Source organism: uncultured Xanthomonas sp. (assembly GCF_964278005.1).
In the GTDB taxonomy this organism is placed as follows: Bacteria; Pseudomonadota; Gammaproteobacteria; order Xanthomonadales; family Xanthomonadaceae; genus Xanthomonas_A; species Xanthomonas_A sontii.
Genome location: NZ_CAXYKF010000005.1, coordinates 17,416 through 42,017 on the forward strand (window position 1 = coordinate 17,416; position 24,602 = coordinate 42,017).

12 protein-coding genes are annotated in these 24,602 nt (G+C 68.5%); 1 reads left to right on the plus strand and 11 read right to left on the minus strand.

Translation table 11 applies throughout. The annotated features are described in order from the left end of the window. Nucleotides 1-100: 100 nt before the first annotated feature. Genes ACHWVH_RS02110 through ACHWVH_RS02125 form a run of 4 tightly spaced genes read right to left on the minus strand, consistent with a single transcriptional unit; the run spans nt 101 to nt 5,742 of the window. Nucleotides 101-1,543, minus strand: coding sequence for a 6-phospho-beta-glucosidase (locus ACHWVH_RS02110; RefSeq protein WP_267118321.1), 1,443 nt, complete (start codon nt 1,541-1,543; stop codon nt 101-103). Next, nucleotides 1,518-2,453 (minus strand): carbohydrate kinase family protein, encoded by a 936-nt coding sequence (locus tag ACHWVH_RS02115; protein WP_394686572.1) that lies wholly within the window; start codon nt 2,451-2,453, stop codon nt 1,518-1,520. Before ACHWVH_RS02115 ends, ACHWVH_RS02110 begins: the two co-directional genes overlap by 26 nt. After that, entirely contained in the window at nt 2,450-3,826 is a 1,377-nt protein-coding gene (locus tag ACHWVH_RS02120; protein WP_267114478.1) for an APC family permease, read from the minus strand. Before ACHWVH_RS02120 ends, ACHWVH_RS02115 begins: the two co-directional genes overlap by 4 nt. Next, nucleotides 3,823-5,742, minus strand: coding sequence for a beta-galactosidase (locus tag ACHWVH_RS02125; protein WP_394686573.1), 1,920 nt, complete (start codon nt 5,740-5,742; stop codon nt 3,823-3,825). Before ACHWVH_RS02125 ends, ACHWVH_RS02120 begins: the two co-directional genes overlap by 4 nt. A 65-nt stretch (nt 5,743-5,807) precedes the next feature. On the opposite strand from ACHWVH_RS02125, the gene ACHWVH_RS02130 reads away from it, so the two are divergent. After that, entirely contained in the window at nt 5,808-6,137 is a 330-nt protein-coding gene (locus tag ACHWVH_RS02130) for a hypothetical protein (RefSeq protein ID WP_394686574.1), read from the plus strand. 488 nt (nt 6,138-6,625) lie between these two features. Here the strand turns inward: ACHWVH_RS02130 and ACHWVH_RS02135 are convergent, their stop codons facing one another. The 7 genes from ACHWVH_RS02135 to ACHWVH_RS02165 form a co-directional block, all read right to left on the minus strand. Further along, nucleotides 6,626-9,598, minus strand: a complete 2,973-nt coding sequence (locus tag ACHWVH_RS02135) for a TonB-dependent receptor (protein ID WP_394686575.1) — start codon at nt 9,596-9,598, stop codon at nt 6,626-6,628. Nucleotides 9,599-10,230: 632 nt separating this feature from the next. Further along, nucleotides 10,231-12,960, minus strand: a complete 2,730-nt coding sequence (locus ACHWVH_RS02140) for a glycoside hydrolase family 3 C-terminal domain-containing protein (protein WP_394686576.1) — start codon at nt 12,958-12,960, stop codon at nt 10,231-10,233. Then, on the minus strand, nt 12,960-15,659 hold the full coding sequence (locus ACHWVH_RS02145) for a glycosyl hydrolase 2 galactose-binding domain-containing protein (protein ID WP_394686577.1): 2,700 nt from the start codon (nt 15,657-15,659) through the stop codon (nt 12,960-12,962). Before ACHWVH_RS02145 ends, ACHWVH_RS02140 begins: the two co-directional genes overlap by 1 nt. 16 nt (nt 15,660-15,675) lie before the next feature. Continuing rightward, nucleotides 15,676-18,168, minus strand: coding sequence for a family 20 glycosylhydrolase (locus ACHWVH_RS02150; RefSeq protein WP_394686578.1), 2,493 nt, complete (start codon nt 18,166-18,168; stop codon nt 15,676-15,678). Between the two features lie 119 nt (nt 18,169-18,287). Beyond that, nucleotides 18,288-19,340 carry a glycosyl hydrolase family 18 protein gene (locus tag ACHWVH_RS02155; RefSeq protein ID WP_017914211.1) on the minus strand — a complete coding sequence of 351 codons (1,053 nt, stop codon included), beginning with the start codon at nt 19,338-19,340 and terminating at the stop codon, nt 18,288-18,290. After that, entirely contained in the window at nt 19,340-21,034 is a 1,695-nt protein-coding gene (locus ACHWVH_RS02160) for an alpha-L-fucosidase (RefSeq protein ID WP_394686579.1), read from the minus strand. The genes ACHWVH_RS02155 and ACHWVH_RS02160 overlap by 1 nt, the downstream gene beginning before the upstream one ends. A gap of 99 nt (nt 21,035-21,133) precedes the next feature. After that, nucleotides 21,134-23,767, minus strand: a complete 2,634-nt coding sequence (locus ACHWVH_RS02165) for a TonB-dependent receptor (RefSeq protein ID WP_394686580.1) — start codon at nt 23,765-23,767, stop codon at nt 21,134-21,136. Between the last annotated feature and the right edge of the window lie 835 nt (nt 23,768-24,602).

Consider the following 24,602-nt stretch of genomic DNA (forward strand, 5'->3'; position numbering starts at 1 on the left):
GCCGGAAGGGCAGGTTGATGGTACCTATGACGGACCAATTTGCGACGACCTTACAACGTGTGGCCGTCCGTTGCATCCTGCGACCGCACAACCGGCCGGCTCAGTGGTGGTGATGCGCGCCGTGCCAGTGCATCGGTCCCGAGCACACGCACTCGCCGTCGTCGTCGCCGTTGCCGGCATGGCCGAACAAGGCCTCCAGCAGTCGCCGCGACGGGCTCCACTCGCCGATGGCCGGGTGGATCAGCATCGCCTTGCAGGCGTCCAGGTGGCTGCCGCTGAGCGCGGCGTCGATGGCGGCGTGTTCGTAGGCCTTGACCGTGCGCACCAGGCCCTGGATCGCCTCGGGCATCGGCCGCGCCGGCAGCGGGGTGATGCGGTCGCGCTCGATGGTGGAGGAGATCTCGACGATGTCGTCGTCGGCCAGTTCCGGCATGCAGCCCTGGTTGCGCACGTTGACCACGTGCCGCCCCGGCAGCGCGCCGGTCAGCGCGCTCATCACGTCCACGGCGATGCGGTGGTAGCCGGTGCTGGCGCGGAACGGGTCCGGCTGCGGCGCGAGGTCGTCGGCGAAGGCCGAGCCGGCCTCGGCCTCCAGCCGCATGTACGAGCCGGAGCGCTGCTGCAGGTAGGCGGCGTAGGTCTGCACCGCGCCGCTGCCGTCGCCGGCGTTGAGGCGGCTGCGCAGGTCGGCGATCAGGGTGTGGTTGAGCCGTTCGATCTCGCTGCCGCGGCTGGCGCCGCTGGCGCGCTGGTTCTCCAGGGCGCGACTGCGCTCGTAGTAGAAGTACAGGTACTCGGTGGGGATCAGCCGCAGCGTGCGCAGCATGTCGAAGTCGAACAGCGGCGCCAGGTACAGCTGGCGCAGGATCGCGTCGTCGGCCAGGATGCGGTCGAGCACGTCCTCGCCGCGCACGCGCACCGCGCGGATCCAGCCCAGGTGGTTGAGGCCGACGTACTCGCAGTCCACGTCCGCCGGCGGCTCGCCGAGCGCGCGGGCGATGTTGTGGAACAGCTCCACCGGCGTGTCGCAGATGCCGACCACGCGCGCGCGGGTGTGGCGGCTGATGGCCTGGGTGATCAGCCCGGCCGGGTTGGTGAAGCTGACCAGCCAGGCGTCGGGGCTGAGCCGCTCCACCATGCGTGCCTGCTCGATCGCCACCGGCACCGTGCGCAACGCTTTGGCGACGCCGCCGGGGCCGGTGGTCTCCTGCCCGGCGTAGCCGTGGCGGATGATGGTGTGCTCGTCGGTGGCGCGCTGGCGGATGCCGCCGATGCGGATGCTGTTGAGCACGAAGTGCGCGCCGTCGATCGCCGCTTCCGCCGAACTGGCCGCGTTGACCTGCAGGTCGCCGCCGAACTCGGCGACCACCGCGCGGCCCAGCGCGACCATCAGCGCCAGCCGCTCCTGGTCGGGATCGTAGAGCACGATCTCGCGCGCGCCGAGCGCTTCGGCGGCATCGTTGACGCCGTACACCACCAGCGGCGCGCGCACGCCGCCGCCGCCGATCAGGGCGAGCTTACGGTTGGGAAAGGAACTGCTCATGGAGACTCCTGAGACGTGGGGGATCGGGAAGGCCATCGAGCGCGCCGAGCGCGGTGCAGCAGGCGGCGCCGCACAGGCAGCCGCGCTGCACGCAGGCGTCGAGGGAAAGGTGGTCCAGCAGCGCATCGATGAAGCCGGCATCGAAGGCATCGCCGGCGCCGGTGGTGTCCTGCACGGCGACGACGGGCGCGGCAACCAATCGCGCGCCGGCCGCATCCACTACGCAGGCGCCGGCGCCGCCGAGTTTGATCGTCACCTGCGCCAGCCCCAGCGCCTGCGCCCAGGCGGCGCAGGACGCGGCGTCGTCGCCCGCGCAACCGGCCAGTGCCGCCTCCTTCTGGTTGGGCAGGAAGTGATCGACCGCGCGGCAGGTGGCGTGGTTGTCCGGATCGGCCAGCCAGGCCGGGTTGAAGCCCACGTCCAGCGAGGTGCTGCAACCGGCCGCGCGCAATGCCGGCAGCAGCGTGCGCGCCAGCGTCGCGGGCAGCGGCAGGGCGAAGTGCACATGGCGCGCGGCGCACATGGCCTGCAGCGCGGCCGCGCTGCGCAGCAGCGGTTCCAGCGCGGCGTTGGCGCCGGGATAGGTGAAGAACGAGCGGTCGTCGTGCAGCGACACGCTGGCCGTGACGCCGGTGCCGGCGGGGTGGTCGACCAGGCCCTCGGTGCCGACGCCGAACGCGCCCAGGCGCTGCGCGAACCAGTCGCGGTCGCCGGCGCCGATCGCGCCGATCAGCGTGACCGTGCGTCCGAGCCGCGCCAGCCCGCAGGCGGTGTTGACGGTGCCGCCGCCGAGGTCGCGATGGTAGTGCCGCGCCATCGCTTCCTCGCCCGGCCCGGGCCAGGTGCTGAAGCCGCTGAAGATGTGGTCGAGATAGACCTCGCCGACCACCGCGACGTCATGGGTTTTCATTGCTGGAAGGGCCATGCTGCCTCGCGTTTGGCCTGGATGAGATAGAGCGCGGTGCCCGCGCACAGCGCCAGCACCGCCGCCAGCAGCCGCGGCAGCGGGCTGGTGGCCAGCAGCGCCAGCCAGCCGCCGACGCTGATCAGCAGCGGCCACGGATACAGCGGCATGGCGAAGCTGGCGCGGCGCCGCGGCTGCCGCCGCAGCAGCACGACCGCCAGGCATTGCGCCAGGAACTGGAACAGGATCTGGATGATCATCAGCGTGGCGATCAGGTCGTCCAGCGACAGCGGACAGGCCAGCGCCGAGGTGATGCCGACGAACAGCAGCGACACGGTGGGGAAGCGGCCGCGCGGATGCAGCCGCGCGAACACGCCGAAGAACTGGCCGGAGGCCGCCGCCGCATACGGCACCCGCGAATAGCCCAGCAGCACCACCAGCGCCGAACCCCAACTGGCGAGCACGATCAGCGCCACCGCCACGGTGCTGCCCACCGGGCCGTAGATGGCCTGCATGAAGTCGGCCACCACCGCCTTGGACTGCGCCGCCTGTTGCCACGGCAGCACGCCGAGCAGGGTCACGTTCAAGCCCAGGTACAGCACCGCCACGATCGGGATCGACCACAGCACCGCACGCGGAATCGTGCGGCGCGGCTTGCGGATCTCGCCGCCGAGCATGCACACGTTGTTGTAGCCGCCGTAGTCGTACACCGCGATCAGCGCCACCGCACCGAAACCCAGCCAGAAGCCGTGCGGCGAGGCCGGCCGCGCCTGCAGGAACTCGCGCGCCAGCGCCATGTCGAAATGCAGCGCGCCGCTGAGCACGATCCACAGGCAGGCGGCGATCACCACCGCGCTGACCAGCAGCGACAGCAGCTGCACCGAGCGCACCTGCCGGTACAGCAGCGCGGTGTTGAACAGGCACAGCGCCATGGCGATGCCGGTGAGCGCGGTGTGGCTCAGCCCGGGCATCAGGTAGGCCAGGTACTGCGCGCAACCGACTGCCGCCGCGGCCACCGACAGCGGTGCGGTCAGCAGCGTCTGCCACAGGTACAGGAAGCCGAACAGGCGCCCGGCGCGGTCGCGGCCATAGGCCTCGCGCAGGTAGTGGTACGGCCCGCCCGAGCGCGGGATCGCCGAGCCGAGTTCGGCCCACACCAGGCCGTCGCACAGGCACAGCAGCGCGCCGACCACCCAGCCCAGCAGCACCGCCGGCCCGGCCAGCGCCGACAGCGCCAGCGGGATGGTGATGAACGGGCCGATCCCGATCATGTTGAGCAGGTTGGCCGACAGCGCGCTCCAGAACCCCAGCGTGCGCGGCGGCGCGCCCTGGTCCGCGGCGGACGGGGAGGACGCGACGGGTGCGGCGAGCGATGTCATGTGCATGCGCGATCCTGCGGGGAGGGAAGGGATGCGACGGGCTGCGTGGCAGGGGTGGGGACGCGACCGTCGGCGCACCGCACCAGGCCCGGCTGCAGGCGATGCAGATCGAGGATCAGCACCTGGTTGGCGCCGGCGCGGAGCCAGGCGCCGGGGCAGTACAGGCACTGCTGCGGGCCGATGTCCCAATAGCGCCCGAGCAGGCGCCCGTTGACCCACAGATAGCCCTTGCGCCAATCGCGCATGTCCAGGTGCACGTCGCCGGGCTGGTCGAGGGTGAACTCGGTGGCGAAGAACAGACCCGGGCGCTGCGGCGGTGCCTGCAGCGGGCGCAGCGACGGCGTCGGATCTGTGTCCAGCGCCAGCCCACGCACCTCCCAGTCATGCAGCTCCTGCCCATCGAGCCGCACCGGACCGAGCAGGCCCTTGCGATCGCCCAGCGCCGGGCCGAAGTTGATGTGGCCGAAACTGTCGACCAGCACCTCCAGCTCGCGCGTGTCCTGCGCTGCATCGGGCAGGCGCAGGTGCAACGCGCTGTGCAGGCGCGGATGCCGCACCCGCGATACGTGGTCGAGTTCGCGTCCGTCCAGATGCACCACCGCGTAGTCGTGGACCTGTCCCAGGTGCAGCGCCCGGCCCGCGCCGATCCGGCGCCGATACAGCACCAGGCCCTGGTCCTGGCCCAACAGGCGCTGGTTGTCGATGGGGGTGTCGGTCTGCAGCGCAGGGCCGAGGTTGTCCCACAGCGCGGCCACGGGCCTGGCCTGCACCGCGTCGAAGTGCGCGCGCCGCGGTGCGGCCGGTAGCGGCGGCGGTGGCGTGTCGGCTTGCGCGGCGATGATCTTGCGCAGCGTGAAATAGGCCGGCGTCGCACGGCCGGCTTCGTCGATGGGCGCGCCATAGTCGTAGCTGGTCAGCGCCGGCTGGAACTGCGAGCCGTCGTCCTCGGCATTGGCCCCGGCACTGAGACCGAAATTGGTGCCACCGTGCACGACATACAGATTGAACGAATAGCCGGCGGCGGCGATGCGGCGCAGCAGCGGCGCATAGTCGCGACGCGCGAACTTCGGCTCGCCCCAGTGCGTGAGCCAGCCGGGGTAGCCCTCGGACACCCACACCGGCGCCTGCCCGGCAAAGGCCGTGGCCGCCTGCAGATCGTGCAGATCGGGACCATCCAGGCCTAGCGCGGCGCCGGGCAACATGGCCTGGCGCCGCCGCAGATCCTTGAGCCCTTCGGCCAGCGAGAACGGCCCCTCGACCCCGTGCGCCCGCCACAGCGCGGCCAGCGCCTGCAGATAGCCGACGTCGCTGCCGTGCATCGAGTACTCGTTCTCGATCTGCAGCATCAGCACCGGCCCACCGGCACTGGCCATCAACGGCGCGATGCGCGGCGCGATCGCCCCGATGTAGCGCTGCACCGCCGCCATGTAGCGCGCATCGTGGCGATCGCGCAGGCGGATGTTCGCCTCGCGCAGCAGATACGGCGGCAATCCGCCCAGCGTCCACTCCGCGCACACGTACGGACCCGGGCGCAGATACACCCACAGCCCCTCCTGCTGGCACAGCCGGATGAACCCGACGAAATCGCGCTCGCCGCTGTCCAGATCGAACTGCCCAGGCGCCATTTCCAGCGCATTCCACATCAGATACAGCGCGATGGTATTCAGCCCCATCGCCTTGGCCATGCGAATCCGATGCAACCAATCCGCCTTCGCGATCCGCAGCGGATGCAGTTCTCCACTGCGGATCTGCCAGGGTTGCCCGTCCAGCGTGAAGCGGCCCTGGGCGAAACCGAATGTGTGCGGCCGCCCGTCCGGCACCGGCGCTGATGCCGGCGCCGCCGCGCGCAGCATCGGCATCGCCGCCAAGCCCAACGGCGCCAGCAAACCGAACCGACAGAATGCGCGGCGTTTCAATGCGCGCTCCAGGATGTTTGGCGGCGCTCAGCGGCGACCGAAGTCCCGAAGGAAGGAGAGGAGTGTTGGATGCAGGAAACAAAGTCGGGCGTCGTGACACCAACTGCATCGACGGTGTCGATCCACGAATTAACTTGGTATTGCTGATGCTGATCTTGCTGTTGCTGTTGCTGTTGCTCTTCAGCTTTTGCTCTTCCCGGGTCCCCTCCGCAGCGGCGGAGCTGGCGGGTCAAACCCCCCGCAGGGGGGCGGCGCACAAGGATGTGCGCCGTTTTCGGCCGGGGCAGGATGCCCCGTCCGAAAATCCCGCTAGCGGAGCGGACCCGCGCAGCGGGCGCGAAGGTGGGGTGTGCTTTCTTTTGGTTACTTTTCTTTGCACAAGCAAAGAAAAGTGACTCGCCGCCAGGCGAAAGCTTTTGCTTTTGCCTTCCAACATTCCCAGTAAAGCCCGTCGGGACTGAAGTCCCTACCACAAAAAGCGTGGTCCAGGCGAAGTCGGTAAGGCCTGTCGCGGCTGAAGCCGCTCCTACAAGAGCGGCGGTGTGTGCCGCTAGTGTGAGCTGCTGAGATCGCATGATCCAAGCAGCGTCGGTAAAGCCCGTCGGGACTGAAGTCCCTCCCACAAGAGCCATAGTCCAGGCTTTGTCGGTGGAGCCTGTCGCGGCTGAAGCCGCTCCTACGACAAGCGGGGCGCGCGCTGTGCGAGCGGGCTGCCGATGCAGCCTGGTCCAGGCCGCACCGGTAAAGCCCATCGGGACTGAAGTCCCTCCCACAAAAAGCGTGGCCGAGGCTAAGTCGATAAGTCCCGTCGGGACTGAAGAAGCTCCCGCAAAGACCCTGGCAACGCTCCGCGATGGCATCCCAGTGCGCACGCCGCCGCGGCCTAGAACGCGTACTTGACGGTCAACAACGTCATCATGCCGGCATCCACGATGTCCGACACCGCCAGATTGTGCCGGCCCACATGGCCCCAGTAACTGTATTCCTTGGTGAGATTGGAGATCGACAGATCCACATTCACCCCGTTGTCGAACCGATAGCCCGCATGCAGATCCACCCGCCGCGTCGGCCGCGCCCACAGATCGTCCCACGGCGCGTTCTGGTGCAGGAAATCGTAGTTCAGCAGATACGAACTGCTGAAGTGGTAGCTCAGGTTCACCGAGAACTTCGAGCGCTCGTAGAACAATTCCAGATTGGCCATCGCATTCGGCGCCGACTGCATCTGCTCGTCTTCGAAGCCGACCATCCCCAGATCGGCGTGCGCATGCTGGCGCGTGGCGTTGGCGCTCACGCCCAGCCCGTCGAACGGCGCCGGCAGATCCTGAAAGCGCTGCCGCGCGCTGACCTCCACGCCGTAGACGCGGCCGTCGCCGCCGTTGGTCGGCATCTGGTAGAACACCGTGCCGCTGCCGCTGGTGCCCGAATTGGCCTGGCCGGAACCCGCATCGTAGATGTAGTGATGCAGGCGCTTGTAGAAACCGGCCACCGAGAAGAACCCGCCATAGTCGGTCGCCCACTCGCCGGACAGGTCCAGGTTGGTCGAGGTGATCGCTTTCAGGTCCGGGTTGCCCTGGCTGATGGTGGTGATGCCGTTGGAGATGTTGATCTGGCTGCCGCCGCCCAACTGCACGAACGCCGGCCGCGTATAGCTGGTCCACAGCGCCGCGCGGTAGGTGGTGGCGCTGTCCGGGCGCCAGGTCAGGAACACGCTCGGCAGCGGCTGGTCGTAATGCGTGCTGTTGGCGGCGAAATAGCCGACCTGCTGGTTGCCGTCGCTGTCGGTGGGCGTGGTCCAGAAGGTGTTGTGGATACTGGTGTGCTCGAAGCGCACGCCCGGCACCACTTCCAGGCTGCCGAAGGAGAAGGTCGCCATCGCGTAGGCGGCGCTGACCGCCTCGGTGCCGCGCATGGTGTTGCAGTTGTAGTTGTTGACGTAGAACGCGCTGCCGCAGGTATCCAGGTCGTCGTCGGTGAGGTGGTTGGCGATGACCTGCGCCACCGCGCCTTCGCTGACCCGCGGCGTGGCCCAGTGGTACTTGCCGGGGAAGATCGCCGCGTAGCCGCCGTTGAAGATGCCCAGGTCGCCGAGCGTGCTGGTGTCGGGCACCGGGCCGGTCCACCAGTCGCGATTGCTGTAGTGGCGGCTGCTCTTGCTGTACTTCACGCCGAACTGCAGCGCGGTCAGCGCGCCGTCGGCGAAGTCGTAGCGCGCGTCGAACTTGGCGCCGCCCTTCTTCTGCCCGGAGTAGATCTTGGTCGATTCGCCGTAGCTGCTGGCGTACAGCGAGGGGATGTTGTTGACCTGCGCCAGCAGCGCCGGGGTCAGCTGCGGATAGGGGAAGGCGCCGCTGCCGTAGCGCATCAGGCTGCTGCCGGAGTAGGCGAAATTGGCCTGGCTGAACTTGTCCTCGCGCCCGTCGATCTCGATGTGGTCGGGGCGGTCGTTGTCGCCGAAGCTGTAGAACAGGTTCGGCGACAGCGTCCAGTTGCCGGCGGTCTTGCGCGCGCCCACCTGGAAGGTGGCCAGATCGGCGATTTCCGGGTTGGTCTCGTACCAGAAGCGCGCGGCGATGCGGTTGATGTTGGGCGAATACACGCCAGGCGTGGCGGTCGGCACGAAGCTGACGTCCTGCGGCAGCAACTGCACGAAGGTGGTGCCCTGGTCGGTCTTGGCGTAGGCGTAGGTGGCGCGTGCGTACACCGACAAGGTGTCGTCCACGTTCCAGTCGAAGGCGGCGTTGCCGCCGTAGCGGCGCTCCCAGCCGGCGACCACGCCGACGTTCATGCCGGTGCTGGTCAGGTTGTCCTGCGGCGCGTAGCCGGCGGCATTGCTGCCGTCGGCATTGGCGTGCAGGAATTTCCATGAGCCGTCGTTGAGCGCGCTGGTGGCCGCGGCCACCTCGCTGTTGGTCGAGGTGCGGTAGTCGTAGTAGGCGCTGGCGTAGAAGCCGAACTGCTGCTCGTCGCCGAACTTGTGCTGGAACTCGCCGGCCAGGCCGCCGCCGAGGCCGTCGCCGCCGTAGTCGCGGGCGCGGCTCTCGACGCGGCCGCTGACGGTGACGCTGCCGCTGGTGGCGTCCTTGTAGTCGTAGGCAGTGGGCGTGCGGAAATCCAGGGTGCCGCCGATCGCGTCGCCGTCCATGTCGGCGGTGGAGGTCTTGTTGGCGACGATGGTCTGCAGGCCGGAAGGCGGCAGCAGGCTCAACTGCACGCTGCGGCTGTACGGCATGCCCTGGGCGACGGTGACGCCGTCGATCAGGTTGACGTTGTACTCGGAGGGCAGGCCGCGCACCGAGGCGAACATGCCTTCGCCGCGCGCGGCGCCGTCGACGCCGCCGAAGTAGCCCGAGCCGCTGTAGGTGATGTTGATGCCGGCGATCAGGCCCAGCGCCTCGGCGACGTTGTGCACGGCGGTGTGCTCGAGATCGTTGGCCGACAGCACGTCCACCGTGTTCGAGGAATTCATCTTCAGCGTGCTGGCGTCGTAGCGGTTGGCCGCCACGCTGATCGTCTGCAACTGCTTGGCCTCGTCCAGCGCGATCGACACCGTGGCGGCGCCGCTGTCGGCGACCTGCACGGTGGTTTCCGGCGCGCTGAAACCGGGATAGTCCAGTTGCAGTGCGTACTGCCCGGCCGGCACGTCGGCGATGACGAAGCGGCCTTGGGCGTCGGTGACGGCGCTGAGCGCGGTGCCGGCGATGGCCACCTTCGCATGGGCGGCGGGCTTGCCGCTGCTGCGCTCCTTGAGTTCGCCCTGCACGGTGCCGGCCAGCGCCGGTGCGGTGGCGGCAAGGCCGGTGATGGCCAGGATGGCGGCGCACAGCGCCTTGCGCTTGCAATGGGGATGGGTTGCCACGTGACACCTCGCTGATCGTGATCGGTGCGGGCACGCGCCGAAGGCGACGCGCCGCTGCGTTCCTGGAAGGCAGACACGGTGGACGGAAGGCGCGCGCGCTCGAACCGCACGCCGGAGGGCGTGCGAACAGGACAGAGCGAACGGCGACCGACGCGAGGCGTCTGCCGGCTGGGCGGACCGTTAGATGGCGATCAGTGGCGTGGCGGCGAGTAGCCGGCGATGCACTTGGAGCGCGAACGCAGCGCGCTCAGCTTGTAGCGACGGGTCATGCGCAGCGGCCCCCATGCGTGCCCGCGCGGAACGCGGACGACAGGCAGGGCGCCGGAACTCCGGCGAGGCATCGATCCTGGCTGCGACGACTGCATGACATGGCACATCACCCCTGGAACTGCCCTGGAAAACGCCGCAAGTGCTGCGGCGTTCGGCGCGTCTGGCATCGTCGATGCGTGGCACCGACGTGTTATCGATACCTCTGTCCCGGAAGACTGTCAATAGGTTGTGAAAAATAAATTAGCAGGACGCTGCAACGTGCGGGGATGGCGCCCGGCGGCGGCAGCGCGCCGGGCCGTTACGCTGCACCGCCGCATGCGCTGGCGCATTTCGTAGACAGGGGCCGTGGGCGGCCCCGCCGCTCACTTCGGCAGGGCCATGCGCCCGCTGATCGAGAACGCCGCGTCCTCGCCGGGGGCGCCGGTACCGGGCTGGCCGCCGCCGACGAACAGGCGGTAGTCGCCGGCCTCGACCGCGCGCTGGCCGCTGCGGTCGACGTCGCTGAGTTGGCGCGGGTCCAGCGCGAAGCGCAGCGTGCGCGCCTCGCCCGGCTGCAGGTGCACGCGCTGGAAGCCGACCAGGCTGCGCAGCGGCGACTGCGCGCGCTGCGGGTACTGCAGGTAGACCTGCACCACCTCGTCGCCGGCGCGTGCGCCGGTGTTGCGCACGGTGGTGCTCACCTGCAGCGGCTGGCCGGCCTGCAGCGTCGCGGCCGACAGCTGCGGCGCGTCGTAGGCGAACTGGGTGTAGCTCAGCCCGTAGCCGAACGGGAACAGCGGCTCGCCCTTGAAGTAGCGGTAGGTGCGGCCCTTCATGTCGTAGCTGACGTAGGGCGGCAGGTCCTTGGTGGAGCGGTAGAAGGTCACCGGCAGGCGCCCGCCGGGGTTGATGTCGCCGGCCAGCGCCTGGGCGATGGCGGTGCCGCCGGACTGGCCCGGATACCACGCGGCGATGATCGCGTCGGCATGCTGCTTGGCCCAGTTCAACGCCACCGCGCTGCCGCTCATCAGCACCACGACCAGCGGCTTGCCGCTGGCCTTGGCCCGTTCCAGCAGCGCCTGCTGCGCCGCCGGCAGGGCCAGGTCGTTGCGGTCGCCGCCGTCGAAGCCGGGCACGTCGATGCGCAGTTCCTCGCCTTCCACGTCCGGCGACAGGCCGACGAAGGCCACCACCGCGTCGGCCTGCGCCACCGCGCGTTCGGCCTCGGCCAGCTGCAGCGCCGGCGGCGCCAGCCACTCCAGGCGCAGGCCCTGGTCCTGGCCGCGGTGCTCCAGCTCCAGGCGGATGCGGCGCGGCCGCGCGTCATCGAAATGCAGCACCGCCTCGACGTTGCGGCCGTCGGCGTTGTGCATGCCGGCCGGCAGGTGCTTGTCCTCGGCGTTGCCGGCGATCACCAACTGGTCGTCGACGTACAGGCGCACCGGGTCGTGGCCGGTGCAGTCGAAGCAGCGCGCCACCCGCACCGCCAGGGTGTAGTCGCCGGGGCCGGGCGGCAGCAGTTCGCCGCTCCAGCGCACCGAGTAGCGATCCTTGTCCACGCCCTTGGCCGGGGCCACGTGGTCCCAGTTGAAGCCGACCACGCGGTCCTGGCGCTGCACGCGCGGCGTGCCGGCCAGGTCCAGGTTGTCGAAGTACTCGCCGCGCAGCCCGGGCTTGCTGTCGCTGCGCAGGGCGGTCTCGGGGATCATGCCGGGCACGCCGGCGGCCAGCGGCGCGCCCTGCGCATAGGCGACCTGGGCGGCGCCGAAGCGCGTGCGCAGCCCTTGCAGCGGCGTCACCGGCTGCACCGAGGTGCCCTGGTAATTGGCTTCCAGCGCGGCCAGCGCGTCGGCGTTGGGGCCGAGCACGGCCAGGCGCAGGCCCGGGCGCAGCGGCAGGGTGGCGTTGGCGTTCTTCAGCAGCACCAGCGATTGCTGTGCGGCCTGCAGCGCCAGCGCGCGGTGCGCGGCGCTGTCGATGTCCCTGGCGCCCAGCCGCGCATACGGATCGTTGCGCCGCGGCTGCAGTTCGCCGAGCCGGTAGCGCGCGGCGAACAGGCGCACCAGCGAGCGGTCGAGCAGGGCTTCGTCGGCTTCGCCGCGGTCGAAGGCGATGCCGAGCTCGCGGTAGGCGTAGCCGCAGTTCAGATCGTGCCCGGCCTTGAGCGCGGCCGCGGACGAGCCGGCATTGTCGGGGCGGTAGTAGTGGAACTGGGTCATGTCGTCGATCGCATCGCAATCGGACACCACGAACCCCTTGAAGCCCCAGTCGCCGCGCACGCGGCCGTCGAGCAGCCAGTCGGCGGCGCAGGCGGGCGTGCCGTGCAGCGAGTTGTACGCGCACATCACCGAGCCGGCCTGGCCGTCGACGATGGCGGCGCGGAACGCCGGCGAATAGGTCGCCTCGAAATCGTGCGGCGACACGTCCACGTCGAAACCGTGGCGGCCCGGTTCCGGCCCGCTGTGCACGGCCAGGTGCTTGGGCGTGGCGATGGTGCGCGGATGCGCCGGATCGTCGCCCTGCAGGCCGTGGATGAAGCCGACCGCCAGCCGTCCGGTGAGGTAGGGATCCTCGCCGTAGGTCTCCATGCCGCGGCCCCAGCGCGGGTCGCGGAAGATGTTGATGTTGGGCGACCAGATGGTCAGCCCGGCGTAGCGCGGATGGTCCTTGCCGGGTCCGCCGGCGAGGTTGAACTTGGCCCGCGCCTCGGTGGAGGTGACGGTGCCGACGTCGTGCAGCAGCTCGGCGTTCCAGGTCGCGGCCAGGCCGATCGCCTGCGGGAACACCGTGGCCTCGCCGTTGCGGGCGATGCCGTGCAGGCCCTCGCTCCACCACTCGTAGGCCGGCACGCCCAGGCGCGGGATCGCCGGCGCAGCGTTCATCGCCTGCGCGATCTTCTCGGCGCGGGTCATCTTCGCCACCAGCGCGGCGGCGCGGTCCTCGGCCTCGTCGGCATGGGCGAGCGGGGCGGCGAACAGGCCGATCGCACACAGCGCCAGGTAGAGGCGCTTTTGTGGGAGGGACTTCCGTCCCGACGCTTTACCGGTAACGCCCCCTCGGGACTGAAGTCCCTCCCACAAGGTGACGCCCGCCTGCGACATCGGCTTGCCCATCACTTCGCCTCCGCCGGTTCGGCCGGCGCGCCAGCCATCGTTCCGCCCAGATCGCGCACCTGCAGCGCCGCGCGCACCTGCTCCAGGGTGGCGCTGCTGTGCACGCGCACGGTCAGCGGTTCGCCCGGCAGCAGGTCGAAGGCGTTGTCGGACAGGGTCACGTCGAGGTCGCCGAAGCTCAGCCATACCTGCGCGGCGAGGGTGGCGCTGCTCAGGGTCAGCGCGTAGCCGTCGCCATCGGCGCGCAGCTCGCTGCGGATGTCGGCCTGCGGCCACTGCAGGCGCTTGGCCGCGTCGAAGTACACCAGGGTGCGCGACAGCACGCGCTCGCCGTCGAGCAGCTCGAACACCGCCACGCTGCGGCGCGGATCGGCGCGGCGCAGCAACTGCGCATCGCTGAAGCTGCCCACGCGCACGCTGGACAGCGGCGCCAGGGTCACCGGCTTCTCGGTCTTGCTCAGCACCTTGCCGGACAGGTCCATCACCCGCATGCGCCAGCGCGCGGCCAGCGGCGTGGTGCGGTCGGAAACCAGCGACACGGTGGTCTGGCCCTTGTCGTCGCGCAGTGCGGCGATCAGTTCCGGCGCGTAGAAGCGGCGCGCATGGTACTGCAGCGCCTTCCAGCGGCCGAAGTAGTCCAGGCTCGACCACGAGGCGCCGGGCCACACGTCGTTGAGCTGCCAGTACAGCGAGCCCATCGATTGCGGCCGCGAGGCGCGCAGGTGTTCGGCGGCCAGGGTGATGCCCTCGGCCTGCATGATCTGGCTCAGGTAGACGAAGCTGGCGAAGTCCTTGGGCTCGCCGAAGGCGCGGCGGATGTAAAGCAGCAGGCGCTGGTTGCCGTTGCCCTTGTCGAACTTCTGGTGCGCGCGCATCACCGGCGATTCCGGCTTCAGGTCGCCGGGTTCGGCGAAGGCGCGGATGGTGCGCATCTCGGGGAACGACTGCAGGCCGTATTCGGACATGAAGCGCGGGGTCACGTTGAGGTACTCGGTGACCGGCAGCGCCGGGCCGCCCCAGACCTTCCAGTAGTGCATGTCACCGTCGTCGGGCTGGTCGGCGGCGCCGTCGAAATCGGTGCCCGGCGAGGTCGCCCAGTACGGGGTGTCGCTGTCGTACTTCTGCACCGCCTCGCGCAGCACCGTGCCGAACAGCGTGGTCATGCCGCGGACGATGCGCTCGCGCTCTTCCGGGTCGATCGACTGCTTGAACTTGACCCGGTCGCCCCAGTTCTCCCAGCCGGTCTGCACTTCGTTGTTGCCGCACCAGATGACGATGCTGGGGTGATCGCCCAGGCGCCGCACCTGCTCTTCGGCCTCGGCGCGGGTGTTCTCGCGGAAGGCGACATCGTAGGGCGGGATCGCGCCGCCGAACATGAAGTCCTGCCAGATCATGATGCCCAGGCGGTCGGCGTCCTCGTAGAAGCTGTCCGGCTGGTAGTGACCGCCGCCCCACATGCGCAGCATGTTCATGTTGGCGTCGCGCGCGGACTGCAGGAAGCCGCGCATGCGCGCGGCGTCGACGCGGGTGGGGAAGCTGTCGAACGGAATCAGGTTGGCGCCCTTGGCGAACACCGGGATGCCGTTGACCACCAGGGCGAAGCTCTTGCCCCACTGGTCCTTCTCGCGGCGCAGTTCGACGCTGCGCAGGCCGGTGACGCGCTGCGCCTCGAAGCGCTCGCCCGCGGCATCGCGCAGCTGCGCCTTGAACGTGTACAGGTCCTGGCGGCCATAGCCGGCCGGGAACCAGCGCCGCGGCTTGGCGATGCGTACCGGCAAGGTCAGCGTATTGGCACCCGGATCGACGACCGCGCGCTGGCTGAACTGGCCGACGCGCTGGCCGTCGGGGCCGAGCACGTCCAGGTCCAGTTGCACCTCGCCGCTGCGGCCGGCCTGCACCTGCAACTGCGCCAGCAACTGCGCCGCGTCGGCGTCGACGCGCTGCTGAGCGATGCGCAGGCCGTCCACGCGCAGCGCGTCCCAGGCCTCCAGGCGCACGCCCTGCCAGATGCCGGCGGTGACGATGCGCGGGCCCCAATCCCAGCCGAAGTTGTAAGGTGCCTTGCGCACGTAGGTGGAGCTGTGCCGCGCCACCGGCTCGTCGCCGAACGCCGAATCGTAGGCGCCGGGCAGCGCATAGGGCTGCTTTGACAGCCACGGCTGGATCTTCTTGATCGGCGAGGCGATGCGCACTTCCAGCACGTTGTCGCCGCGCTTGAGCAACGGTTTGGCGTCGACCCGCCACTGCCGGAACATGTTGTCGGCGGCCAGCAGTTTTTTGCCGTTGAGGTAGACCTCGGCGAAGGTGTCCAGCCCGTCGAACACCAGTTCCAGGTGCGGGCGCGCCAGCAGGGCCGCATCGACCTGGAATCGGGTCTGGTACTGCCAGTCGCTGAGCCCGGCCCACTGGATCTGCGCTTCGTTGTCGCGATAGAACGGATCCGGCACCACCCCGGCGGCGATCAGGTCGGTCTGCACCGTGCCCGGCACCTGCGCCGGCAGCCATTGTGCGGCCTTCGGGTGCGCCTTGGCGTTGGCATCGCCCGGCGCCAGCCGCACCTGCCAGCCCTGTTGCAGCGACAGCGTCGCCGGCGCCGCCGCCTGGCCCAGCGCCGGCAAGGCCAGCGCCAGCAGCAGCCCGAGGCGGGCAGGAAGGCGCGTGCGCGGCGCGGAACGGGGGCGGCGGGGCGGCAGGGTCATGCGAGGGTCTCCGTGGTCAGTGCGCGGCGGCGGGGGGCGCCTGCGCCGCGGTGTCGATCAGATGGACGGCGCCGATGGCGTAGTACGGGCCGGCGATCGGCGCGGTGGAGCGCAGGCACAGGTCGTGCACGCCGCTCTGCCTGGGCAGCCGCGCTTCCAGCGTGAACTGGTCGCCCAGGGTCTTGCCGGCCGGCAGCGGCAACCGCGCCAGCAGCTTGCCCTTGCAGTCGCCCAGCCGCACTTCGAACTCGCCGCGCGGGCTGTGCGCCGGGTAGCGCTTGACCTTGGCCTGGTCGTGCGCCAGCCCGTAGTTGCGCGCCAGGCGGGCGGCGTCGATGCGGATGCGGTCGATGCCGTCCAGCCGCGCGTCGGCGTAGCGCCAGCAACTGGTGAACAGGTCTATGTTGAACACCGGCGTGTCCTGGTCGGCCAGATCCGGCAGCAGCGGCACGCGCAGGCCCAGCTCGCCGCCTTCGCACGAGGCCAGGCCCTGGGTGTCGCGGCTGAGCAGGTTGGCGCGGTCGAGGATGCGGCTGCGCGGCGCGGCCAGCAGGCGGCCGTCGTCGGCGTAGGTGGCCGCGCGCACGGTCACCGGCAGGGTCACCGCGAACGGCGCGGTGTAGCGCGGCGAGTCGGCCTTGGGCTCGCTGCCGTCGGTGGTGTAGCGGAAGCTGCCGAACTTGGCCTGGTTGCCCAGCACCACGGTGGCCTTCCCGCTGTCCAGCGCGGCGTTGTCGCCGCCCTGCACGGCGATGTCTGCGGCGAAGGCGCCGTCGCCGTAGGCGATGCCCTGCAGGCGGTAGCGGTCCAGCTGCGCCGGCATGCGCTGCAGGAAGCCGTTCCAGTCGCGTGCGGCCATCGGCGACCAACCCGCCTCGGCCACCGCGCTCAGCCGCGGGAACAGCGCATGGTCGATATGCCAGGTGGAGGGGATGTACTCGCTCCACAGCGCCGCCTGCACGCCGAGCACGTGCTTGCTCTCCTCGGCGCTGAGCGCCGCCGGCACCGGGTCGAAGCCATAGACCTTCTGCAGCGGCAGCGTGGCCAGGCGGCCGTTGGGCTCGTCGTTGCGTGCGCTCTGCAGATTGTCCAGGTACATCCAGCCGGCCGGTGCCAGCACCACGTCGTGGCCTTGCTTGGCGGCGGCGACCGCGCCGTCCACGCCGCGCCAGGACATCACCGACGCACTGGCCGGCAACCCGCCTTCCAGGATCTCGTCCCAGCCGATCAGGCGCCGCTGGTGCTGGGTCAGGTAATCGGCCAGTTGCTGGTTGAACCAGCCCTGCAGCGCGTGCGCGTCCTTGATGCCGAGCTTGCGCATCTGCGCGCGCACCGCCGGCGAGCGTTCCCACTGGTCCTTGACCGCTTCGTCGCCGCCGATGTGGATGTACGGCGAAGGGAACAGCTGCAGCACTTCATCCAGCACGCCGCGGATGAAGGTCATGCTCTTGTCGTTGGTGTTGAACAGGTACGGATTGACGCCCCAGTCCACCGACACCTTGGGCCGTTGCCGGGTCACCCCCACCAGTTCCGGGTACGCCGCCACCGCCGCCTGCGCGTGCCCGGGCATGTCCAGTTCCGGCACGATGGTGATGTGGCGTTCGGCGGCGTAGGCCACCAGGTCGCGGATCTGGTCCTGGGTGTAGAAGCCGCCGTAGCGATCGGGCAGGCCGTGGGTGCCCGCGCCGGGCGGGGTGCGCCAGGCGCCGATCTCGGTGAGCTTGGGATAGCGCTTGATCTCGATGCGCCAGCCCTGGTCGTCGGTCAGGTGCAGGTGCAGCACGTTGAGCTTGTGCTGGGCCATGGCGTCGAGCAGGCGCTTGACCGTGTCGGGGCTGTGGAAGTGCCGCGCCACGTCGAGCAGCACGCCGCGCCAGCCGAAGCGCGGCCAGTCGCGGATATGCACCTGCGGCACGTCCACCTCGCCCTTGCCGGCGTCGGGGGTCATCAACTGCCAGGCGCTGATCGCGCCGTAGAACAGGCCGCGCTCCTCGCGCGCCTGGATCAGCATGGTGCGCGGGTCCACGTCCAGCGTGTAGCCCTCGGCCTGCGCGACCTCGGTATTGGGATTGAGCTGCAGGCGGATGCTGCCGTCGGCGGGGATGGTCTCCGCACGCACCTCCAGCGACAGGCCGCGGGTCTTGCTCAGCAATTGCGACAGTTGCTGCGCCACGCGCTGCGCGCCGGCGTCGTCGAGCGGCACCGACAGCACGGCGCCGGTGCCGATGGTCAGGGTGCCGCCGTCGCGCTCGGCCTTGGCTGGCGCCGGGATCAGCGGCAGCGGCGTCTTGTCGTCGTCGTCATCGTGTTTCGGGGCCGGCGGCGGCGCCGCGGCGGGCTTGGCCGTGGGCGCCGGCGCTGGCGACGGAGCGCGGTCGCAGCCGCCGAGCAGGCTGCCACAGGCGAGCAGGGACAACCCCAGCCAGGCGTTGCGGGAGGCCGCCGCGATGCGCGCGGCGGCGGGCATCGGGCGGTGTGGCAATCGGGGGTATGCACCCACTGCAGTCATCGGTCTACCTCAAGCGATCGAGATGCATATCGTAGAGGCTGTGAGGTAGCCTGGGGTGAGCGCGGCGCGTTCGCTGCGCGCCGCGTGCCTCCTGTGTCGCATCGCGATCGTGCGGCCGCTCAGCGCGCCGCGGTCGGCAGTTCGTCCCAGACCTTGGGATCTTCGGCGCCCAGCACCCAGCAGCTGAAGCCTTCCAGACCGTACTGCTTGGTCAGCTCGTAGCGGGCGCGGAAGCTGCGCGCGTCCGGGCGGAACACCCATTCGCGCATGTCGTCGCGGTAGAAGTAGAACCACGATTCCTGCTCCACCGGGTCCCATTGCACGGTGGCGTGCTGCTCTTCCGCCAGCGGGAACGATTCGTCGGCATCGATGTAGTCGGCGGTGATGTTCGAGGCTTCGGTACCGTCGGGCTTGACCGGATTGCCGGTGTACCAGCGGTAGCCATAGGTGGCGATGCCCAGCGACAGCTTGTCCTTCGGCACCTGGGTCAGCGCGTAGTCCAGGTGCTTCTTCATCCACACCATGCCGTCCACCGGGCCGGGCGCGGTCCAGCGGGTGTGCTGGTCGTAGGTCATCAGGCTGATCAGGTCGGCCGAGGCGCTCAGCGCCTTGAGGTCGTAGGCGCCACGCCAGTACTCCCACATCCACTTGGCGAAGGCGCCGCCCTCGGCATAGCCAGGCGCGTTCGGCACCACCGCCACCGACAGCTTGAAGCCGGCCTTGTGCAGCGCCTCGGCGGTCTGCTTGACCATCAGCGAGTAGGCGTCGCGGTCGGTCCAGGCGATGCTCTCGAAATCGAACTGGAAGCCGTAGTAGCCGTGCTTGCGGCCGTGGATCAGCAGCGCCTGGATCATGCGCTGCTTGGCGTCCTCGTCGTGCAGCAGCTTGTGGAAGCCCTCGCGGCCGGCGGTCATCGACAGGATCGGCATCACCCGCAGCTTGTGCTGCTTGGCGATCTCGTACAGGTACATGTTCGGGGTGCCGTTGACCAGGCCGCTCTGGTCCACGCCGTACCAGGTCGGCACCACCACGTCGATCTTGTCGAGGTGGGCCAGGAACGAATTGGTCGATTTCTGCGTGTTCATCAGATAGAACAGCGCAGTCGGGTTCTTGGCCATGGCCGGCCCGCAGGCCAGGGCGAGGGCGAACAGCAGCCCTGCGAAACGCTTCATCATCGGGAGGGATCCGTTGGCGGAGTGGGGGAGGACAGGTCGATGCGGAATACGTAGGCGTGTTCGCCCACCGGCTTGGCCGGCAGGCGCAGGTGCAGGCCGTCGGCGCGCTGCTCGAACGGCACCGGCTTGCCGTTGGCGAGCAGGGTGACGCCACGCACGCCATCGGCCGGCTTCAGCGAGCGGATCAGCGCCTGGCCATCGGCCGGCCAGCTCAGCTCGATCGCGTACAGCGCGCCGTGGCCGGTGGTGAAGCGGAAATCCTCGGGCGTGTACGGCTTGGTCTTGGTGTCCTGGAAGGTGCCGCCGACCACTTCGGTCGGGCCTTCGCCGTAGCTGCGCCACGGCGTGCTGTCGTAGATCGCCTCGCCGTTGGTCTTGAGCCACTTGCCGATCGACAGCAGGATCGCGCGTTCGGTGTCCGGGATCGAGCCGTCGGCGCGCGGACCGATGTTGAGCATCAGGTTGCCGTTCTTGCTGACCACGTCCACCAGCATGTGGATGATGAAGGTCGGCGTCTTGTAGGTGTCGTTCTCGACATAGCCCCACGAGGCGTTGCTGACCGAGGTGTCGGTCTGCCAGTGCGTGGGATGGATGCCGGTGAGCTGGCCGCGCTCGATGTCCAGAGTGCCGGCGCCCTCGGGGAAGGCGCCGAGCTTGTAGTTCACCACCACGCCGCCCTTGGCCGCGCCGTGGTTGTAGTAATACGACAGCATGGTCGGCAGGGTGCCGCGGAAGGTCGGGTGCGCGATCCACCAGTCGAAATAGATCAGGTCCGGGTCGTAGCGGTCGATCAGCTCGGTGGTACGCGCCAGCCAGTCGTCCAGCCAGGCCTGCGACACCGGGGTCCAGTCGTTGGTGACGTCGGCGTCGTCCTTGCCCGGCAGGCGGATCTGCGCCGGGCCGTACAGGCCGGCGTAGCGCGGGTCGTTGACGTCCGAGTCGAACTGGCGGCCGCCGTCGAAGAACCAGTCGTGCTCGGCGCGGTGCGAGGACAGGCCGAAATGCAGGCCCTGTGCGCGGATCGCCTTGGACAGCTCGCCGAGCACGTCGCGCTTGGGGCCCATCTTGACCGCGGTCCAGTCCGACAGCTGCGAGTCGTACATCGCGAAGCCGTCGTGGTGTTCGGCCACCGGCACCACGTAGCGGGCGCCGGCATCGCGGAACAGGGTGGCCCAGGCCTGCGGATCGAACTTGGGCGCGGTGAACAGCGGGATCAGGTCCTTGTAGCCGAAGCGCGACTGCGGGCCGTAGGTTTCCCGATGGTGCAGGTAGTCCTTGCTGCCCTGCTGGTACATGTTGCGCGAATACCACTCGTTGCCGAAGGCCGGCACCGAGAACACGCCCCAATGGATGAAGATGCCGAACTTGGCGTTGTCGTACCAGGACGGCGAGCGGTACTGCTTGAGCGAGGTCCAGTCGGGTCGGAACGGTCCGCCGCGCGCGCCATCGTTGGCTTCGCGCACCAGCCGCGCGCGTTCGGGCGCGTACTTGGCGGTGGCCTGCAGCCACTGCTGGTCGATCTGTTCCGGACTGAGGGTGGTGGCGGTGGGCGCGGTCGGCGACGGCGCATCCGCGGCGCCGGCGGGCAGGGCCGTCAGCGCGAGCATGAGGGCCAGCGCGCTGGCCAGGGTCTGGCGTGCGGCTCCGGCGTGGCGGGATCGGTCCGCACTGGGGCGGGTCTCGGTCGTCATGGAACGGCACTCCTTGTTGCAGAAGACGATGCCGGCGCCGCCGCGCCGGACACGAAAAAGCGCGCCACCGTGGAGGGACGGTGGCGCGCCGGTGCTACATCAGAACTTGAAGTTCAGCTGCGCCTGGTAGCCGCGGCCGTTCTTGTACATGCCGATCGGCGCGTACTTGACCTCGTTGTACCAGTAGTACGTCGAGTCGAGCAGGTTGGTCGCGCTGAAGCTCACGCTCATCCAGTCGTTGATCTCGTACGAGGCGGTCAGGTCCAGCTGCTTGTACTCGTCGGTGAACACCTGCGAGTTCAGGCGGCCGACCTGGGTGAAGTACTTGGAGCGGTAGCTGTAATTCAGGCGCACCATCCACGGACCGTTTTCCCAGTAGGGGATCACGTTGTAGGTGTTCTTCGACAGGTACGGCAGGTTCAGGCCGGTGCTGGCGTCGGCGGTGGCGTAGGTGTAGTTCGCCTGCAGACCGAAGCCGTAGCCGAAGGCCTGCTGGTAGTTCAGCGAGGCGCCCTTGACCTTGGCGTCGGACACGTTCATTGGCCGGGTCACGCTGTACGGCTGATTGAAGATGCCCTTCTGCGGATCGCTCAGGATCTCGGTCGTCGTGTTCGAGACGATGTAAGAGCTGATGTCGCGGTAGAACACTTCAGCCGACAGCATGCTGGACGGTGCGAAATACCACTCGGCGGCCAGATCGTAGTTGGTGGATTCGTAGGGCTTCAGATCCGGATTGCCACCGCTCGCGGTCAAGTTGGAGCCGTTGCTGTTGATCTGGAAGGAGCCGGCCAGATCGCCGTAGCGCGGACGTGCGATGACCTTGGCGACCGAGAAACGCAGCACCTTGTCTTCGTCCAGATCGTACGCAATGTTGAAGCTCGGCAGCGGCTTGTAGTACTGCTTGGAGACCTCGATCGGAGTGTAGGTGGTCACGCCGTTTGCAGCGGTATTGCTCTGCCAGTACGAGGACTTGTCCTTGGTGTCCACGTAGCGAACACCCAGGTTGCCGCGCCACTTGCCAGACTCGAAGTTCAGCTGGGCGTACAGATCGCTGGTGATCTCCTTGACGTTGAACTCCTGGCCGTACTTCTCTTCGTAGGCACCCTGCGGGAGCCCCTTCAGATAGCTTAGGACCGAGTTCAAATTGGCGGTCGGCCAGTTGACCAGATCGCCGCTCGCACCCAAGCCGTCATACAGTCCGTTCGGCGTGGTGCCCGGATTGAAGGCGGTGAGCAGCACGTCCTGATTGGCAAACAGCGAGTTGCCGCGGGACTGCTGGCCGTTGTCGTGGTTGATGTACTTGTAGCCGACCTGCAGCTTGTTCAGCGGGCCCCAGTCCAGGTCGCGCGCGGCATCGAATTGGAAGTACTTTTCCTTGTCCTTGGTCGTGGTGTATTCGATGCCGCCAGCCTGCTGGCCGGTCTTCAGGCCCCAGTTCGACGCGTTGTTGTTGTCGTAGGTAACGCCGGTGTGGCTGCCGTCATAGTTGAAGTTGTAGCCGCCGTCCTGCAGCAGATACTTCATCAGGTACTCGGGGTTCTTGCCGCCGGTGGCCTCGGTGGTGCCAACCTGCGAGGTGAACACCCACTTGTCGCCATAGAAGTCGTGGCGCAGGTTCAGGCTCTTGGTGGTGACGGTGCTTTCGCGGTAGTTGGTGTCCAACTGCGCATACGGCTGCTTGCCGTTGCCGGCGCCGTCGGTGACCGTGGCCTGGGTGATGTAACCGTTCTGCACGGTCGCGCTGGTGATCTTGTCCTGGTCGCCGCAGCCCGGGCAGACGTAGCGCGATTCGCTGAAGTTGTTGTACTTGCCCTTGATGTAGAGGCCGGTCAGGTTGAACTCGTTTTGATCGTTCTGCTTCCACTGCAGTGCGCCCTGCAGGCCGTTGCGCTCGCGGGTCTGCTGGAAGAAGGAACTGTTGATGCCCACCGGGATCTTGGCGGTCGCGACGTTACCACCGTCGCCGGAGATGCGCGCGGTCGGCGGGATGCCGGCGCCGGTGTTGTAGCCGAAGAACTCGATGCCGGCGCGCGACAGATCTTCCTTGTCGTGGGTGGCGGAGATCAACGCGCCGAAGGTCTCGTCGTCGTTCTTCCAGCTCCACAGCGCCGAACCGCGCGGATTGCCTTCTTCCGAACGGTCGTTGTAGTTGTAGCCGATCGAGCCGCGGATGGTGTTCTTCGGCAGGTCCAGCGGCTTGCGGGTGTGCACGATCACGGTGCCGCCGATCGAGCCTTCGTCGATGCGGGCTTCCGGGGTCTTGTAGACCTCCATCAGGCCGATGATTTCCGGCGACAGCAGGGTGTAGTTGAAGGTGCGGCCGCTGGTGTCGGTCGGGTTGCCGCCCCAGTCGCCCGAGGCGATGGTCTGGCCATTGAGCAGCACGCGGTTCAGCGCCGGGTCGGTGCCGTTGATGCTGACCTTCTCGCCTTCGCCGAACTGGCGGTCCACGCTGATGCCCGGCAGGTGCGCCAGCGACTCGGCGGCATTGGTGTCCGGGAACTTGCCGATGTCCTCGGCGCTGATCGCATCGACGATGGAGTTGGCCGAGCGCTTCACCGACTGGCTCTTCTCCAGCGAGGCGCGGTAACCGGTGACGGTGATGGCATCCAGCTGCTGGACGTTCTTGGAATCCGCGTTGGCGGAAGCGGGCGCTTCCTGCGCGGCGGCGTTACCGGACAGGTACAGCGCGGCCATGATGCTGAGGGCTAAGGTAGTGGTGCGGCTATTCATTGGCTAAACCTCTGGGTGAGTACTTGGGCATGAGGTGCCAACCGATGTTCCGGCGTGCTGGCCGCTGCCCGGCCTTGTGGATGGCGCCGCGCCTGGTGGCGCTGCGCGGATCGCATCTCGATGCGCGTCGTCCGGTCGCTGACGCGGAAGTAGCCAACCGGCGGCATCGAGGGCGCCAGTCCTTCCTGTGTTCCTGCAGGTAACAACCAAGTCCAGCAATACAGCAGTGCACCTTGTCGCCTGATCCGGACGCCGCTGCGTCCGGCCCGGCTCGGGGCGTGGTTTCGTCGGTTCGGGGATGCCGGTCGCAGCGTCAGCGCGCGTCCTGCCACTTGGCGCGGGAGGAGCGGCGATGCGTCGCTGTGTCTGAATCCCCTGAACGTGGCATGTCTTGAAGTTGTAAAACTTGTGTGAGCCGAGTCTGTCGTAGCGCTGACAGCGTTGTCAACACCCGTTTCACGTGGTTTTGACGAATGCAAGCAAGGCTCGCCGCGGCATCTTTCCGGAGGCTTTCGCGGCCCTTCCGCCGCGTCTCCTAGGTGCTTGTCTACAAAAGAAAACATGCCCGCGGATGGGTGCAACGGGCCTGCGTTGGCCGCGAGGCCCTGGTGTGGCAGGCGCTGCCGGTTGGCCGGGCGTGTGGCAGAAATTTGTGCAATGCGGCGAAATTTTGCGACGGATGTTCACCCATGCAACGCGCCATGCGATCGACCACTCGAACGGCCGGGCGATCCGGCCGATGAAGTCGCAGTGGTGAAGACAAAACGACAAACGGGTGAAATTCATCTTGACAACGTTGTCAAGGTGGTCCGACACTCGATCGATCAATCTGCCG

What these genes read in the sequence shown, in the direction of transcription:
- ACHWVH_RS02110 (WP_267118321.1), bottom strand. Translation starts at nt 1,543, where the DNA reads ATGAGCAGTTCCTTTCCCAACCGTAAGCTCGCCCTGATCGGCGGCGGC.
- ACHWVH_RS02115 (WP_394686572.1), bottom strand. Translation starts at nt 2,453, where the DNA reads ATGAAAACCCATGACGTCGCGGTGGTCGGCGAGGTCTATCTCGACCAC.
- ACHWVH_RS02155 (WP_017914211.1), bottom strand. Translation starts at nt 19,340, where the DNA reads ATGAAGCGTTTCGCAGGGCTGCTGTTCGCCCTCGCCCTGGCCTGCGGG.
- ACHWVH_RS02165 (WP_394686580.1), bottom strand. Translation starts at nt 23,767, where the DNA reads ATGAATAGCCGCACCACTACCTTAGCCCTCAGCATCATGGCCGCGCTG.
- ACHWVH_RS02140 (WP_394686576.1), bottom strand. Translation starts at nt 12,960, where the DNA reads ATGGGCAAGCCGATGTCGCAGGCGGGCGTCACCTTGTGGGAGGGACTT.
- ACHWVH_RS02120 (WP_267114478.1), bottom strand. Translation starts at nt 3,826, where the DNA reads ATGACATCGCTCGCCGCACCCGTCGCGTCCTCCCCGTCCGCCGCGGAC.
- ACHWVH_RS02145 (WP_394686577.1), bottom strand. Translation starts at nt 15,659, where the DNA reads ATGACCCTGCCGCCCCGCCGCCCCCGTTCCGCGCCGCGCACGCGCCTT.
- ACHWVH_RS02150 (WP_394686578.1), bottom strand. Translation starts at nt 18,168, where the DNA reads ATGACTGCAGTGGGTGCATACCCCCGATTGCCACACCGCCCGATGCCC.
- ACHWVH_RS02160 (WP_394686579.1), bottom strand. Translation starts at nt 21,034, where the DNA reads ATGACGACCGAGACCCGCCCCAGTGCGGACCGATCCCGCCACGCCGGA.